Here is a 15,429-nt window from a genome sequence, read left to right as displayed (position 1 = left end):
CAGGAAAGACGCCCGGCTTGAGCTGGAGATGACAGACTGAGGAGTTACGCGCCCATCAATGACGCAATATGAAAGTTAAATGCACTGCACTGACAGTGCACTCAACTATTTACCTATACCGGACCGGCAATGACGCGATCTGTCGGTTAATTGCATTGTCACCGTAATTGTCGACTCGCCAACGACGATCCCCTCACGCCGGTAAACCGCCCGGTGCCGTGTCGCGGTCAGACTTTCTCCGCGCAGATGTGGCCAAAAATCGACCCCTTCGGCGGTTTGACATTTTCGGCCGATTCTCTGGAACCCACTAGAACAAGAGACGTTCCTGGGATGTGAGGTCGTTATGGCCCAAGCCGCCGTTCGCTATTTCACTATCAATTTCGGGCCACAGCATCCGGCGGCCCACGGTGTGCTACGGCTTGTTCTCGAGCTCGACGGTGAGGTCGTCGAACGCGTCGACCCGCATATTGGGTTGCTTCACCGCGGAACGGAGAAGCTGATCGAGCACAAGACCTACCTGCAGGCGCTGCCTTATTTCGACCGGCTAGATTACGTTGCGCCAATGAACCAGGAGCATGCTTTTTGTCTGGCCACCGAGAAGCTTCTTGGCATCACCGTTCCCAGACGGGGTCAACTGATACGGGTGCTTTATTGCGAGATTGGCCGCCTGCTCTCGCATCTGCTCAACATCACGACGCAGGCAATGGATGTTGGCGCACTTACGCCGCCGTTGTGGGGGTTCGAGGAGCGCGAGAAATTGATGGTGTTTTACGAACGTGCATCGGGCGCGCGCATGCACGCAAACTATTTTCGCGTTGGCGGGGTTCATCAGGATCTGCCGACTAAGCTGATCGATGACATCTGGACATTCTGCGATCCGTTCCTGAAAGTTTGCGACGATCTCGAAGGCCTGCTGACCAACAATCGCATTTTCAAGCAGCGCAACGTCGATATTGGCGTCGTCAAGCTCGCGGAGGCTTGGGGCTGGGGATTTTCCGGCGTCATGGTGCGCGGCTCCGGCGCCGCTTGGGACCTGCGCAGGGCGCAGCCTTACGAATGCTACCCTGAATTCGATTTCGACATCCCGATCGGAAAGAACGGTGATTGTTACGATCGCTACCTGATACGTATGGAAGAAATGCGCCAGTCGGTGCGCATCATGAAACAATGCATCGACAAGCTGCGCGCTATCGAGGGACAGGGGCCTGTGATAATAGAAGATAACAAGATAGCGCCGCCGCGACGCAGCGGCATGAAACGCTCGATGGAAGCAATGATCGAGCACTTCAAGCTGTACACCGAAGGCCACCGTGTTCCCGCCGGAGAGGTTTATGCAGCTGTCGAAGCGCCCAAAGGCGAATTCGGCGTCTATCTCGTCTCCGATGGCACCAACCAACCCTACAAGTGCAAGATCCGGGCGCCCTCTTTCGCGCATCTGCAAGCAATGGATTTCCTGAGTCGCGGCCACCTGCTGGCCGACGTGTCGGCGATCATCGGTTCGCTGGACATCGTGTTCGGGGAGATCGATCGCTGAACACCGATCGAAAAAGAACCGCGATCTAGCATTGGGGCGGATTTCTTCATCAGGGGGGGGTCGGCGCGTCGGGCTCGTCTCCGGCTAACCGAAGGACCGATCCTGAGGATTTTCTCGGTCGGACAGACTCTCGTCCTCAGCATCTTCCGTACTCAGCATTCTTCGTCTTACTCAAGCATTGCACGTAGCTTGGGCTCGGAACGATCCCTGAAAGGTTAAACGCCTCTCCGGATCCGCTCGCATGCTGCGTTTATCTCCTAACCACCAAGTACGTTTCCCCAGCCGTCGAACACGAATTCGTTCCAGGCGACGGTCCCGTCCGCTCTTTCAATGTGGGCACGGTGGAAGGCCGCAGCATCTTCGCCGCTCCAAGTGATGATTCTATCTGATATCAGATCATGAAGGATCGCCGGCTCCGAAGGATCGAAATCCTTCATGGGATGCAGAGTGGGCGGCGGCTTACGGGTCGGCATATGATCATAACTCTTTACGGGTAATTCCGTTGCCAACGAAGCGATGGAAAAGGCACCAGCATCGGGATGAATGGGATTGCAATGCGACGCGCACAACTGGATAATTGCCTGTCCGACGGCAGGTCCGGCTCCATCGACTGGCTAGAATATCTTTGGCTCGCTTATTGAGGACCTTGGCACCCCGCTTTCGAGCTTCGGTGCATGGTCGCCACCTGATCGTCAATCGCGCGGTCGACCGCGTCGCATGCCTCCCGCAGCACGCGCCGGGTCTCCTCGACCTGTGCTTGCCGGCGGCATGAGCTTGCCGATGGGTCGGGGGCGCTTGCGGTGATCACTCATCTTCGGGCCGATGAACGAGCTTATAAACTCGACTCTCCGTCGAGGCCCATTCGACCATGGTTTGCGTGCATACAACGCATTTTGCCGCAGTGTCACCTTTGGGTTGCCGCGAGTCCGTCACTGAATACAATGCCCCGCAATGGGGACAAAAGAACGGTCTGCCCTCGGGGATTGGCCCTGTTAGAGGCATGTCCGCGACTCCGCACACAGAACCATTATGGCCCTCAAGGCGATAAATTCTAGCCGGGGCCTGGCGGGGCCGCGGCCGCGCTCCGCACGCTCCATGTCCGAAAGGACGGAGTGACAGAAAGTTAATGTTTAAACTCTGGCGCTTCTCAAGGTCGCGCATATTTGGTTATCACCGCTCGGATATATCGCTAGCACCGCTCGGTACGTGGCTTTCATCTCTGATGAGACCGCCAGTCGCGCTCCTGCAAACCTCGCATGGATGGAGCAGCGCATGCCAAAGCGTAGCCGTTTCAAACAAACGACATCCCTTAAAGAACGCCTTGCAGAAGAGGCGACGCTGTTACGCAGGCAGGCTCAAGATATCCCACCGGGGTTTGAGCGCGAGCTCCTGGTTCGTAAAGCCCGGCGAGCCGAGACAGCTTCTCATATGATCGAGTGTCTGGCCTCGGCCCCCAAAGCAACCAAGAGAGGATCAAATAGAAATGGCAATTTATCGCCTATTAGAGAACTCTTCCTTGGGGCTGGGGCCGAAAGAGGTTAACGGCATCATAGCGGCATACGAGCAAACGCTGCACACCCTCTGCGTCAAGGATCGCGACGATCCTCTAACGGAAATGATTGCGAAGAAGATCATCAGGATCGCGCAAACTGGTGTTCATGATGCGGCGCAGCTTTCGGCTCTGGCAATCAAAGAACTAGAGGTCCGGTAAGGCGGCCGCAACGGCGGCCTCGTTTGGGAGAGAGAGGTTACTGTGGCGGAATATCGCGCCTACCTCATTGGCTCGGACGGCCATTTCAAAAGCTCCCGCTCGTTCGTCTGCGACACTGACGAGAACGCTATCGTGTGGGCAAAGCAGATGGTGGGCCAGCAGCCCGCGGAGCTCTGGAGCGGGACGCGGTTGGTGGAACGCCTGTCCCCTCCCGACGAAAAACAGGCCGTCAGCCATGAAATTCATGAAGGTCGCTTGGTGCCAAAGGGTAAGACGTAATGCTGCTGTAGTCAGGAATTACGGTGCACTCAACTATTTACCTATACGACTTTCCGGACCGGCAATGACGCGATCTGTCGGTTAACTGCACTGTCACCGTAATTCCACTGTCACCGTAATTCACCTATGGGGTGCAGTCCAGCGGCCTAATTCCCTTCCACGAACTGAAAGCCGATTGCCGATGGGCAAATCAGTGAGCGTTTCGGCCCACGGTCGCACGGTCTTGCTTCCAAAAACACCGCCAAACCCGCTGCGCGAAAGATCGAATTTCGCCAGCCATTTCAACGCGATTTGGGTCGTCCAGATTGCGCGGCAAAAATATTCCGCTTCTCATTTCCCCCAAATCAGCTCCATCTTCGCGCCATCCCGCCTCATCGAAGAGGGGCGTACGCGTCGTCACGATACGTGGAGTGCGGGTTGCGGTGGACGCGAGGCGCCCGCGCGCGCGAGACATTGCAGGGCGGCCTCAAGCTTTGTCTTGGGGCTCGTGAGCAATCGATCCGCGCAGGACGAGCGGCGTTGTTGCGTACGGCAAAAGCGTGTGGTTCTGGCACCCGTGGCTGGTGTCAAGCTGGCGGAGGCCGATCGAATCCAACCGGATTCGTTCGGCCGTCAATCCGGCAGCGACGGAGGCAAGAGGAATTCGTCTCCGGGAAGAGCGCGCCATAAGCCGTCAAACCATTGCGCAGGGAAGGCCGGATGCTCTCCGCTGGACCTGTATGCTCGTGTGCGCACTTCTTTGTGCACATTGCACACGAGACCGCGGGTGCAGCGCGCACCCGGTCTTCCCTGCGCCCTCGTTACTTCGAGGGACAAAGAGCCGTCGCATCAACTCGGGGCGCGCGTCGCCTGCGAGCGTAGAGGTGCGTCTGGGCTTGTTGAGGCCATTTGAGGCCGATCTTTGGTCGTCGGTCGCGGGTTTTGAGCGGCTATTTCGACGGTTGAGGAATAGGCGGACTATCATTAGCTTAGCCGAAGGTCATTCGATGACCTGACGGTGGAAACGCAGGAGAGACACAACAATGTCCGGCCCCCTCGACGATCAGCTCGGTTTTGCGCCCGACCACGATGCCGCGATTCCCTATATGCAGCGGACCCGCGATTATTACGCCGCGATCGGCTACACCACGCCCTACCGCTGGGCGCATTATGTCGATGCGCCGTTCCAGCCGCTGAAGAAGCCGCTCGCGCAGTCGCGCGTGACCATCGTCACGACCGCCGCGAAGTATGATCCCACCAAGGGCGATCAGGGTCCCGGAGCGGCCTACAATGGCAGCGCCAAGTTCTACCAGGTCTACGACGGCGACACCGCCAAGCAGCACGATCTGCGGATCTCGCATATCGGCTACGACCGCAAGCACACGACAGCTACCGACAGCGGCACTTGGTTTCCATTGCCGCAGCTCCTCAAAGCCGCCGCTTCGGGGCGTATCGGCGAGGTCGCGCCGCGCTTCTTCGGTGCGCCGACCAATCGCAGCCACCGCGTCACCATCGATGTCGACGCGCCGGATATTCTCGCCCGCTGCCAGGCCGACAAGGTCGATGTCGCCGTCATCGTCCCGAACTGCCCGGTCTGCCACCAGACGTCAGCTTTGGTGGCGCGTCATCTCGAAGCCAACGGGATCGCTACGGTCGTCACGGGCTGCGCCAAGGATATCGTCGAACATGCGGCCGTGCCGCGCTTCCTGTTCTCGGATTTCCCGCTCGGCAACTCCGCCGGCAAGCCGCATGACGTGGAATCGCAAGCGCTGACGCTCGAACTGGCGCTGCGGCTTTTGGAGTCCGCGGCAGGCTCCCGCACCACGATGCAGTCGCCGCTGCGCTGGAGCGAGGATGCCTCCTGGAAGCTCGACTACAACAACGTCGCGCAGATGAGCCCGGAAGAACTGGCTCGGCGCCGTGCCGAGTTCGACAAGCAGAAGGAAATCGCGCGCGGCAACCGGGCGGCGTGATTTCGGACCGCGCCGCAGCCGTCATTGCGAGCGTAGCGAAGCAATCCATCTCTCCGCCCAAAGAAAGAATGGATTGCTTCGTCGCTTCGCTCCTCGCAATGACGCCAAATATAGCCTTGAGTAAGAATCTCAGGAGGACGTCCATTTGACCCGACCGTTCGAAGGCGTGAAGATTCTCGACTTCACGCAGGTGCTGGCCGGCCCCTATGCGAGCTACCAGCTCGCGCTGCTTGGCGCCGACGTCATCAAGGTGGAGCGGCGTGAAGGCGAGGACATGCGGCGCACGCCGCTGAGCCGCGAATGGGCCGAGCGCGGCCTGGCGCCGGGCTGGCAGGCGATCAACGGCAACAAGCGCAGCCTGACGCTCGACCTCTCGAAGCCGGAGGCGATCGCCATCGTCAAGCAACTCGTAGCCCAAGCCGACGTGGTGATGGAGAATTTCCGCCCCGGCGTGATGGACAAGCTCGGCATCGGCTACGCCGCACTCTCCACGATCAATCCGCGGCTGATCTATTGCGCCATTTCAGGTTTTGGCCAGACCGGGCCGGAACGATCGGGCGCCGGCTATGACGGCAAGATCCAGGCGTTGTCAGGCATCATGTCGATCACCGGCCATGCCGAGACCGGGCCGACGCGCGCCGGCTTTGCGGTCTGCGACGTTCTGTCGGGCGCCACCGCGGCCTTCGCCGTGTCGAGTGCGCTGTTCCAGCGCACCCATGCCGGCAAGGGGCAAATGGTCGATGTCTCCATGCTGGAGGCGACACTGGCGTTCCTGTCCGGGCAGGTCGCGGATTACTCGGTTGCCGGCCATCGCCAGCAGCTTTCCGGCAACCAGGCGGTAAGCCGCCGGCCGACTGCCAATCTGTTCAAGGCGGGCGAGGGCTATCTGCTGCTCGCGGTGAACAGCGAGAAGCAATACCGCGCGCTGATGACCGCGCTCGGCCGTGATGATGCCCTGGAAGACCCGCGCTTCGCCGACTGGTTTGCGCGCCAGGAAAACGAGCCGGCGCTGCGGGCCATCATCGAGGAGGCGCTGTCGAAAAAGGACCCGCGCGAGTGGGAAAAGATCCTAGAGGCCGCCGGCGCGCCCTGCGCCAGCATCTGGAAGATCGAGGAGGTGATCGATCACCCGCAGATCGCCGCGCGCGGCGCCATTCAGGAGATCGATACGCCCTATGGGCGCCTGCGCTTTGCCGGCAGCGGCTTTCAGCTCGCCCATGGCGGCGGCCGGCTGGATCGGATGGCGCCCGCGCTCAGCGCCCACACCGAGGAGGTGCTGGCCTCGCTCGGCTATGACGCGAAGGCGATCGCGGAACTGCGTGCGCGCGAGGTCGTCTAGCGGTAGCCCGAGCAGGGGCGCGCTTAGCCCTGTCCCATTTTGGGTGGGCCAGCGCATGGCGACCCTGCGCCAAGCCGCTTTGATCGATCCGGTTCACCGTCTAAAAGACGCCTTTCCCGATCCAAAAGGACAGACTATGCCCGCCTACCGTTCCCGGACCACGACCCACGGCCGCAACATGGCGGGCGCACGCGGCCTCTGGCGCGCCACCGGCATGAAGAATGAGGACTTTGGCAAGCCGATCATTGCCGTGGTCAATTCCTTCACCCAGTTCGTGCCCGGCCACGTGCACCTGAAGGATCTCGGCCAGCTTGTCGCCCGCGAAATCGAAAAAGCCGGCGGCGTCGCCAAGGAGTTCAACACCATCGCGGTCGATGACGGCATCGCCATGGGTCATGACGGCATGCTCTACAGCCTGCCGTCGCGCGAGATCATCGCCGACAGCGTCGAGTACATGGTCAACGCGCATTGCGCCGACGCCATGGTGTGCATCTCCAACTGCGACAAGATCACGCCCGGCATGCTGATGGCGGCGCTGCGGATCAACATCCCGACCGTGTTCGTCTCGGGCGGACCGATGGAATCCGGCAAGGTCAATCTCAAGGGCAAGGTCCGCGCGGTCGATTTGATCGACGCCATGGTCGCGGCCGCCGACAGCAACGTCAGCGACGCCGAGGTCGAAGCGATCGAGCGCTCGGCCTGCCCGACCTGCGGCTCGTGCTCGGGCATGTTCACGGCCAATTCCATGAACTGTCTCACCGAGGCGCTGGGGTTGGCGCTGCCGGGCAACGGCTCGGTGCTGGCGACGCATGCCGACCGCAAGGGCTTGTTCGTCGAAGCCGGGCACCTGATCGTCGATCTGGCGCGTCGCTATTACGAGCAGGACGACGAAACCGCATTGCCGCGCAAAATCGCAAACTTCAAGGCATTCGAGAACGCCATGACGCTCGACATCGCCATGGGCGGCTCGACCAACACGGTGCTGCATCTCTTGGCGGCGGCCTATGAAGGGCAGGTGCCGTTCACGATGCAGGATATCGACCGCCTGTCGCGGCGGGTGCCTGTTCTCTGCAAGGTGGCGCCGTCGGTGGCGGATGTGCATCTGGAAGACGTCCACCGTGCCGGCGGCGTGATGGCCATTCTCGGCGAGCTCGACCGCGCGGGCCTGCTCAACCGCGGCCTGCCGATGGTGCACTCCAAGACGCTGGAGGATGCGCTCAGCCGTTGGGACATCAAGCGGACCAAGAGCGAAAGCGTCCGCAAATTCTTCATGGCCGCGCCGGGCAATGTGCCGACGCAAGTGGCGTTTAGCCAGGAACGCCGGTTCGAGGAGCTTGATACCGATCGTGCGACCGGTTGCGTCCGCGACGCCGAGCACGCCTATTCAAAGGACGGCGGCCTTGCGGTGCTGTCGGGCAATCTCGCGCTGGACGGCTGCATCGTCAAAACCGCCGGTGTCGACGAGAGCATCCTGAAGTTCGAGGGGCCGGCGCGCATCTTCGAAAGCCAGGACGCAGCGGTCGAAGGGATTCTCGGCAACAAGATCAAGGCCGGCGACGTCGTCGTGGTCCGCTACGAGGGCCCGCGCGGCGGCCCCGGCATGCAGGAAATGCTGTACCCGACCAGCTATCTGAAATCGAAGGGGCTCGGAAAGGTCTGCGCGCTGATCACCGACGGGCGCTTCTCTGGCGGCTCGTCGGGCTTGTCGATCGGCCACATCTCGCCGGAGGCCGCTGAAGGCGGTTTGATCGGCCTCGTGGAGGATGGCGACCGCATCAAGATCGACATCCCCGCGCGTTCGATCAGCCTCGTGGTCGATGACGTCACGCTGGCAAAGCGCCGCGAAGCCATGCTGGCCCGCGGAGCGGAGGCGTGGAAGCCCGCCAGGAAGCGCAGCCGCAATGTCACGATGGCGCTGAAGGCCTATGCGGCACTGACGACGAGTGCTGCCCGCGGCGCGGTGCGCATCGTTCCGGAGTGAGATTCTGAGGGTAGCCTCGTAGCCCGGGTGAAGCGCAGCGAAACCCGGGGCGGGTTGATCCGCGTTTGAAACTGTCCCGGATTGCGCTTCGCTTCATCCGGGCTACAGGCTCCACCCATCCTACGAACCGTCCTCACCTAAGTTAGCACCTTGACGCCGCCCAGCGCGGTCACGCGGCCGCGCTGGAGCATGACGATCTGCGTCGCCAGTTGACGCAGTTCGGCGGCGTCGTGGCTGACATAGACCATCGGAATGCCCTCGTCGCGCAGCCGTACCAGATAGGGGAGAATCTCCTCCTTGCGGCCCTCGTCGAGCGACCCCAGCGGCTCGTCGAGCAGCAGCAGGCGCGGTTTTGACAGCAGCGCGCGGCCGAGCGCGACGCGCTGGCGCTCGCCGCCGGAGAGTTTTCCGGGCCGGCGGTCGAGCAGATGGCCGATGGCGAGCAGGTCGGTGACGCGCGCGTGCTGCGCCGTATCCACGGCAAGGCCATTCATGCGCCGGCCGTAGTCGAGGTTTTGCCGTACGTCGAGATGCGGAAACAGCCGCGCGTCCTGAAACACGTAGCCGATCCGCCGCCGGTGCGGCGGCACGTGGACACCTGCAGCCGTGTCATCCAGCGTTTCGCCGTCGAGCGCGATAATGCCGCGATCGGGCCGCAAGAGTCCGGCGATCATGTTGATCAGCGAAGTCTTGCCGGCGCCGGACGCGCCGAACAGGCCAGTGACGCGGCCCTGGCTTTCGAACGCGGCTTCCAGCGAGAATTCGCCGAGCTGTTTGGTGACGTCGACGCGGAGCATGGTCAATTCCCGTGCAGGCGTTTGGTGGCGCGCCGCGCGAACCATTCGGATGCGATCAGGGCGCCCATTGCGATAACGGTGGAAACGACAACCAACCGCCCGGCCGCACTGTCGCCGTCTGGGGTCTGGATCAGCGAATAGATCGCGGACGAGATGGTCTGGGTCTCGCCGGGGATGTTGGAGACAAAGGTGATGGTGGCGCCGAACTCGCCGATCGCCTTGGCAAAGCCGAGCACCATGCCGGCGAGTACGCCCGGCAGCGCCAGCGGCAGGGTCACGGTGGCGAACACCTGCCACGGTGCAGCGCCGAGCGTGCTCGATGCCTGTTCCAGTCGGCGGTCGATCGCCTCGATCGACAGCCGGATCGGCCGCACCAGGAGTGGGAACGACATGATGCCGCAGGCCAGCGCCGCCCCGGTCCAGCGAAACGCGAACACGATGCCGAGATGGTCGGCGAGCCACGCGCCGACCAGGCCGCGGCGGCCGAAGGTCAGCAGCAACAGATATCCGGTGACGACCGGCGGCAGCACCAGCGGCAAATGGACCAGAGCATCAAGAAACGATTTGCCCCAAAACTCCCGCCGCGCCAGCAGCCACGCCAGCGCGATGCCAAACGGCGTCGCCACCAGCGTCGCCATGATGGCGACGCGCAGGGACAGCAGGATGGCCGTCCATTCGGCGGGCGAGATATCGAACATCAGGTGGAAGGGCTGACGAGGAACTTGAAGCCGTATTTTTCAAGAATGGTCCTCGCCGCCGTCGAGCGCAGGAAGGCGAGATAGCCCGAGGCCTCCGGTTTTGCGGTGGTGGTCGCCGCGACGGGATAGACGATCGCCGGATGGGAATCGGCCGGGAACGTGCCGACGATCTTGACGCCGGGCTCGACCCTGGCGTCGGTCGAGTAGACGATACCCAGCACCGCTTCGCCGCGCGCGACCAGCGTCAGCGCGGCGCGCACGCTTTCGGCCATGGCGAATTTAGCTTCGACGGCCTGCCATGAACCAAGCTTCTCAAGCGCCGCCTTGCCGTATTTGCCGACCGGCACTGACTTGACATCGCCGGTAGCGATCCTGCCGTCGCTCGCGAGCTTCGCGAGATCGAAGCCGGGGCCGATGGTGAGATTGTCGACCTTGGAATCCTTTGGCGCGATCAGCACGATGCTGTTGCCGAGCAGATTGATCCGGCTCGATTCATTGATCGTCTTTTTCGACGTCGCGTAATCCATCCAGTCGGTGTCGGCGGAGATGAACGCGTCGGCCGGTGCGCCCTGTTCGATCTGCTTGGCGAGCGCAGAACTCGCAGCGTAGCTGACGGTGATCTTGACCCCCGACTTCGCGGTATAGGCGGCGTCGATCTCGTCGAGCGCATTCTTCATCGAGGCCGCGGCAAAGATCGTCAGCGACTTGTCCTGCGCGGCGGCGGGGGGCGGAATGACCGCTAACGATACGGCGAAGGCCACGAAAAGGCCGGCAAGACGATTCATCGGGCGCTCCATGCATGATTGCGAGCCGCGGTTACCGCGCGCAAGACAGGCGTTGGTTGGGTTAAGGCGACTGTCGGAAGCGCCGTTCCGGTATTCCCTGGAGGACTTGCGGTCGATCGGGATGTCGCCAGCCCTGACAATAGTCAGGATGGAAGAGGAGGTAAAGGCGGCTGCACCGGCCTGCAAGGTGCAGCCGGGGTGTCAATGGTGGTGGTGTCGCTTGTGCCCGCCGCCGTAACCGCGCAATTCCGCATACTTTGTCATCTGCGACGGGGTCAGGATGCTTCCGGTCGACAAATGGTATTTCAGATGGGTTTCGCGCAATATCCCCTGCGTCGCCGCAACGGCCGCGGTGGACGCCTTCAGACTTTCCGGCGTGACCGTGCGGGTTGCAAACTGCTTGTCCAGTTCGGCTTCCTGCTCGATCAGCTTCGCGCCCAGCGGCATTGCTTCGGCCTTCATGGAATCGAACAGGCGCTGCACGTTGGCACGCTGCTCGGCGGAGAGTGCGAGCTTGTCGGCGAGTTCGAGAACGTGCGATGGCCCCGGATAGCCATTCAGTTCGGCCGCGAGCGCCAGGCCCATTCCGCGGCCGGCGCCGAGGTCGGCAATCTGCTGCTCGGAAAGCGCCTTGATCGGGCGCGTCTGCATCCCGGAATACGGCGTCTGTGCGTGTACGCTCGTGACGAATGCGATCGATGCAATCAGGGACCAAATCTTCATCATCGTTCTCCGGTGGGTCTGCTTGACACTTCGTGTTTGGCATCCGGCGCGTTCAGCACCGCCCTGCAGGCGGGTGGCAACTCCGCCATCGTCATCGGCGGCTTCGGCTTCGGCGGCACTTTTGGCGGCTTCGGGTGCAGCACGGCATCGCTGAACCAGTAGGCAAGGTCGCCCGCACTGCAGCCTTCGCCCTCGTTCGGCTCGGGTTGACTTTCGCATTCGCCGGCCCCTGGCGGGCATTTGATGCGGATGTGGAAGTGATAGTCGTGGCCGTACATCGGCCGTACCTTGTGGAGCCAGTGGCGGTCGCCCCTGGCTTCACGGCACAGCGCCTTTTTGATCGCCGCATTGACGAAGATGCGCTGGACACTCGGCTCCAGCGCAGCGGCGCGGATCACCGCCAGATGAGTCGGCGTCCAGGCGTGCGGATCGATGTCGAGCCGGTCGGCGCGCACCATCATCACGGCGGACGTTTCCTCGCGCTCGTTGCGCGACAGTTGCCGGTTCGGCATCGGCGTCAGCCAGATGTCGGCATCGAGCCCCACCTGATGGCTGGCGTGTCCGGTAAGCATCGGCCCGCCGCGCGGCTGCGACATGTCGCCGACCAATATGCCCGGCCAGCCGGCATCCCTGCGCGCCTTGGCGGCGAGCCGCTTGAGCAGCGCGATCAGGTCGGGATGTCCCCAGTAACGATTGCGCGACAGCCGCATCACCTGCCAGGTGTCGCCGTTGATCGGCAGCCCTTCCGCGCCCGCGATACAGCCATGGGCATAGAAGCCGTGCACGCGCGTCGGCATCGCCGCCGGCAGCGCTTTGCGGCCGAACAGCTCCTTGGCGGCGATCTTGGGATCGTTGGGATTGGCGAGCGGCGGCAGCGGCTTCGGGTTGACCGTGCCCTTGTCCTGCGTCCATGCGCTCGTGGCATTGACGGCGGCCATTAGGGTTATGAGCGGGATCAGAAGCAGGCGAGATATCATCGGATCACTCTATTCATCCGAGCATACCATGAAATCGAGAACGTGGGACAGGCGAAGCTGTCGCAATCGCTTGATCGCCGCACAGCCAGTGCTCCCGGCTGCGCCGAACCACGTAACACGCGGATTGAGATCAATTGAGGCGGCGACCTACTGCAGCTCGATATTGGCCGACTTGATCACCGCGGCCCACCGGTCGACTTCCTCGCGCATATAGGCGGATGTCCTGTCGACCGGTCCGCCGAAAATTGCGACGGATAGTTTCTTGAGCTGGTCCTGCACCTCGGGCTGGCGCAATGCCTCGTTCACATCGGCATTGATCTTGTCGACGATGCTCTTCGGAGTTTTGGGCGGCGCCACGATGCCGTACCAGGCGACCGCTTCAAAACCCGGCAGCGTTTCGGCCATCGTCGGTACATCCGGCAGCGCCGGCAGACGGTCGGGCGAGGCCACCGCGAGCAGTTTCAGCTTGCCGGCCTGAACCAGCGCCAGCGAGACGCCGAGATTGTCGAACATGACATCGACGTCGCCGGCGACAAGACCCTGCAGCGCTGGCGCCGAGCCGCGATACGGAATGTGCCGCAGCTTTACCTTTGCCAGCAGTTGAAACAGCTCCGAGGTCAGATGCGAGGTCGTGCCGTTACCTTGCGTGGCGCAGATGGTTTTGTCGGAATTGCCTTTCAGGTATTCGATCAACTCGGGCACGCTCGATGCCTTGATGTTGTTCGGGTTGACGATCAGCGCATTTGGCACCTGGGCCATGACGATAATCGGCTCGAACTTTGTCGGATCGAAGCCTAGCTTGGGGTACAGATTGTGATTGATCACAAGCGGCGGCGGCGGTGACGAGAGCAGGGTGTAGCCGTCGGGCGCCGAATGGTAGACCTGTTCGGCGCCGATGTTTCCGGCGGCGCCCGTGCGGTTCTCGATGACCACCGGCTGGCTCCATTTGCGTGACAGCCAGTCGGCGACAATTCGTGGAATCGCGTCGGCCGTTCCTCCGGCCGGAAATGGAACGACGATTTTTACGGCACGGTCCGGGTAATCACCGGCCAGCGCCGGCGTGTGACCATGCGCGGCGAAGGCCAGAAGCAGCGTCAGGACCGCCAATTTACGGCGGACGGGAAGCAAAGCTGGCGCAGAGCCGGGCATTCAAACTCCTCCCGCTGCCGTTTTACTCCGTCCAGTCTGAGCTGTCGGCGCTTGGTGTTTGCAGCAAGGAAGGATAGCTTGAACGAGCAAGCTTCCGAAGCATTTTTTGCGTGGGACAATGAGGCAGCCGCAGCTCACTGTCGTGATCATTGGAGGCGGAATTGGCGGGCTCTTCGCCGCGAACGCGCTGATTGCTCAGCGCTTCCGTGTTTTCGTCTATGAGCAGGCCCCTGCGCTCGGCGAGGTCGGGGCAGGGGTATTCCTGACGCCGAACAGCGTGCGCCAGTTGCAGCGGGTTGGCCTCGGCCCTCAGGTGGAACGATGGGGCGCCAGGGTCGGCCACGGCTCTCACTATTTTCGCCACGACGGCGCGCCGATAGCCCCGGTCCAGGTGACGGACTCCGCGGGCTGGAACGCCACCTTCGGCATGCATCGCGCCGACCTCGTCGAGATGCTGTCGAACGCATTGCCACCAGGCGTGGTGCGCACGGGACATCGCGGTATCGGCTTTGAGCAGGCGGGCGAGGTCGCGCGCGTGTCATTCGCCAACGGTGCGGTGGCCGAAGGCGACGTCGTCATTGCAGCCGATGGCATCCACTCCGAACTCCGGCCTTTTGCCGCGCCGCCGTCGCGGCCGGTCTTTCACGGGTCCGTCGCCTATCGTGGCGTGTTGCCGCATCGACGCATTCCGCACTGGCCGACTGATTGCTGGCAGATGTGGCTCGGCAAGGGAAAACATTTCCTCACCTTTCCGGTGCGGTCCGGCGAACTCATCAACTATGTCGGCTTCGTGCCGGCCGATGCGGAAATGAAGGAATCATGGTCGGCCCCGGGAGATCCCGACGTGCTCCGCCGCGAGTTCGAGAGCTGGGACCCGCGTATCGGGACCCTGCTGAGCCAGGTTGAAAAGACATTCCGCTGGGCGCTGTACGACCGCGAGCCGCTGCCGACCTGGACGCGCGGTCGGCTGACGCTGCTCGGCGATGCCGCGCACCCGATGCTGCCGCATCTCGGCCAGGGCGCCAACCAGTCGATCGAGGACGGCATGGCGCTGGCGACAATTCTGGCGCTGATGTCACGCGCCAGCGTGCCGGCGGCGCTGCTTGCGTATGAGCGGCTGCGACGTGAGCGCGTGGCGGCGGTTCAGCGCGGTGCGCGCGAGAACGGCATGCGCTACGACTCCTCCTATGCCGATCTCGGCGTTCGCGATGCCGAGATATCAGCGCATGCGGCGTTTCGCAGGCGGCTTTACGATCATGACGTCGTGCCGGAAGCGCAAGCCGCGGCGGCTGCCTTGAGTTGAACAGGCGTTATGTCGCCACCGTTCTTAACCGCGCGATAACCCTGTCGATCGTTGACGTATAGTCATGAGCACGCGCGGCGTTTCGCGCATTCCTTGTGCATCCGGGGCGCGCGTCGCAGGCCTGTTGTGCGAGCGCGACGATTTTGCCCCGGGAACTTGCGATTTGTGTCAAAATCGATACACGCAGAGCGTGCGCATGAC

Annotated in this window: 14 protein-coding genes; 7 read left to right on the top strand and 7 right to left on the bottom strand. The window is 62.4% G+C overall.

The window, feature by feature from the left end; genetic code table 11:
• Positions 1–343: 343 nt before the first annotated feature.
• The gene (locus V1279_RS32960) at positions 344–1,534 is read left to right on the top strand and encodes an NADH-quinone oxidoreductase subunit D (protein WP_334444652.1); all 1,191 of its coding nucleotides are present in this window, start codon (positions 344–346) and stop codon (positions 1,532–1,534) included.
• A 257-nt stretch (positions 1,535–1,791) separates the two neighbouring features.
• On the opposite strand, the gene V1279_RS32955 is transcribed toward V1279_RS32960, so the two are convergent.
• Positions 1,792–2,007, bottom strand: a complete 216-nt coding sequence (locus V1279_RS32955) for a hypothetical protein (RefSeq protein WP_334444650.1) — start codon at positions 2,005–2,007, stop codon at positions 1,792–1,794.
• Between the two features lie 1,010 nt (positions 2,008–3,017).
• On the opposite strand from V1279_RS32955, the gene V1279_RS32950 reads away from it, so the two are divergent.
• The 5 genes from V1279_RS32950 to ilvD all read left to right on the top strand — a co-directional run bounded on the left by V1279_RS32950 (position 3,018) and on the right by ilvD (position 8,796).
• A complete protein-coding gene (locus tag V1279_RS32950) occupies positions 3,018–3,245 on the top strand; it encodes a hypothetical protein (RefSeq protein WP_334444649.1) in 228 nt (75 codons plus the stop codon).
• A 42-nt stretch (positions 3,246–3,287) separates the two neighbouring features.
• The gene (locus V1279_RS32945; RefSeq protein ID WP_334444647.1) at positions 3,288–3,524 is read left to right on the top strand and encodes a hypothetical protein; all 237 of its coding nucleotides are present in this window, start codon (positions 3,288–3,290) and stop codon (positions 3,522–3,524) included.
• 1,022 nt (positions 3,525–4,546) lie between these two features.
• Positions 4,547–5,476, top strand: coding sequence for a glycine reductase (locus V1279_RS32940; protein WP_334444645.1), 930 nt, complete (start codon positions 4,547–4,549; stop codon positions 5,474–5,476).
• 145 nt (positions 5,477–5,621) lie between these two features.
• Complete coding sequence (locus V1279_RS32935; RefSeq protein WP_334444643.1) at positions 5,622–6,815, top strand: CaiB/BaiF CoA transferase family protein; 1,194 nt, start codon at positions 5,622–5,624, stop codon at positions 6,813–6,815.
• Positions 6,816–6,951: 136 nt separating this feature from the next.
• Complete coding sequence (gene ilvD / locus V1279_RS32930) at positions 6,952–8,796, top strand: dihydroxy-acid dehydratase (RefSeq protein WP_334444641.1); 1,845 nt, start codon at positions 6,952–6,954, stop codon at positions 8,794–8,796.
• 137 nt (positions 8,797–8,933) lie between these two features.
• Here ilvD and modC read toward each other — a convergent pair whose 3' ends face one another.
• The 6 genes from modC to V1279_RS32900 all read right to left on the bottom strand — a co-directional run bounded on the left by modC (position 8,934) and on the right by V1279_RS32900 (position 13,925).
• On the bottom strand, positions 8,934–9,593 hold the full coding sequence (gene modC / locus V1279_RS32925) for a molybdenum ABC transporter ATP-binding protein (RefSeq protein WP_334444639.1): 660 nt from the start codon (positions 9,591–9,593) through the stop codon (positions 8,934–8,936).
• 2 nt (positions 9,594–9,595) lie between these two features.
• Positions 9,596–10,291: a molybdate ABC transporter permease subunit gene (gene modB, locus V1279_RS32920; RefSeq protein ID WP_334444637.1), complete on the bottom strand. Its 696-nt coding sequence runs from the start codon at positions 10,289–10,291 to the stop codon at positions 9,596–9,598.
• The gene (gene modA, locus V1279_RS32915) at positions 10,291–11,076 is read right to left on the bottom strand and encodes a molybdate ABC transporter substrate-binding protein (RefSeq protein ID WP_334444635.1); all 786 of its coding nucleotides are present in this window, start codon (positions 11,074–11,076) and stop codon (positions 10,291–10,293) included. Before modA ends, modB begins: the two co-directional genes overlap by 1 nt.
• 201 nt (positions 11,077–11,277) lie before the next feature.
• Complete coding sequence (locus tag V1279_RS32910) at positions 11,278–11,799, bottom strand: Spy/CpxP family protein refolding chaperone (protein ID WP_334444633.1); 522 nt, start codon at positions 11,797–11,799, stop codon at positions 11,278–11,280.
• The gene (mepA, locus tag V1279_RS32905) at positions 11,799–12,776 is read right to left on the bottom strand and encodes a penicillin-insensitive murein endopeptidase (protein WP_334444631.1); all 978 of its coding nucleotides are present in this window, start codon (positions 12,774–12,776) and stop codon (positions 11,799–11,801) included. Before mepA ends, V1279_RS32910 begins: the two co-directional genes overlap by 1 nt.
• Positions 12,777–12,923: 147 nt before the next feature.
• Positions 12,924–13,925, bottom strand: coding sequence for a Bug family tripartite tricarboxylate transporter substrate binding protein (locus tag V1279_RS32900; protein WP_334444629.1), 1,002 nt, complete (start codon positions 13,923–13,925; stop codon positions 12,924–12,926).
• Between the two features lie 118 nt (positions 13,926–14,043).
• Here V1279_RS32900 and V1279_RS32895 point away from each other — a divergent pair, with 118 nt between their 5' ends.
• Entirely contained in the window at positions 14,044–15,228 is a 1,185-nt protein-coding gene (locus tag V1279_RS32895; protein ID WP_334444627.1) for an FAD-dependent monooxygenase, read from the top strand.
• Positions 15,229–15,429: the final 201 nt, after the last annotated feature.

Source organism: Bradyrhizobium sp. AZCC 1610, assembly GCF_036924515.1.
In the GTDB taxonomy this organism is placed as follows: domain Bacteria; phylum Pseudomonadota; class Alphaproteobacteria; order Rhizobiales; family Xanthobacteraceae; genus Bradyrhizobium.
The sequence above is the reverse complement of the archived record's forward strand: the minus strand, read 5'-3'. Positions and strand labels throughout refer to the sequence as shown.

Coding starts and splice junctions, on each gene's coding strand:
- V1279_RS32960 (WP_334444652.1), top strand. CDS start 344: ATGGCCCAAGCCGCCGTTCGCTATTTCACTATCAATTTCGGGCCACAG.
- V1279_RS32955 (WP_334444650.1), bottom strand. CDS start 2,007: ATGCCGACCCGTAAGCCGCCGCCCACTCTGCATCCCATGAAGGATTTC.
- V1279_RS32950 (WP_334444649.1), top strand. CDS start 3,018: ATGGCAATTTATCGCCTATTAGAGAACTCTTCCTTGGGGCTGGGGCCG.
- V1279_RS32940 (WP_334444645.1), top strand. CDS start 4,547: ATGTCCGGCCCCCTCGACGATCAGCTCGGTTTTGCGCCCGACCACGAT.
- ilvD (WP_334444641.1), top strand. CDS start 6,952: ATGCCCGCCTACCGTTCCCGGACCACGACCCACGGCCGCAACATGGCG.
- modC (WP_334444639.1), bottom strand. CDS start 9,593: ATGCTCCGCGTCGACGTCACCAAACAGCTCGGCGAATTCTCGCTGGAA.
- modB (WP_334444637.1), bottom strand. CDS start 10,291: ATGTTCGATATCTCGCCCGCCGAATGGACGGCCATCCTGCTGTCCCTG.
- modA (WP_334444635.1), bottom strand. CDS start 11,076: ATGAATCGTCTTGCCGGCCTTTTCGTGGCCTTCGCCGTATCGTTAGCG.
- V1279_RS32910 (WP_334444633.1), bottom strand. CDS start 11,799: ATGAAGATTTGGTCCCTGATTGCATCGATCGCATTCGTCACGAGCGTA.
- mepA (WP_334444631.1), bottom strand. CDS start 12,776: ATGATATCTCGCCTGCTTCTGATCCCGCTCATAACCCTAATGGCCGCC.
- V1279_RS32900 (WP_334444629.1), bottom strand. CDS start 13,925: ATGCCCGGCTCTGCGCCAGCTTTGCTTCCCGTCCGCCGTAAATTGGCG.
- V1279_RS32895 (WP_334444627.1), top strand. CDS start 14,044: ATGAGGCAGCCGCAGCTCACTGTCGTGATCATTGGAGGCGGAATTGGC.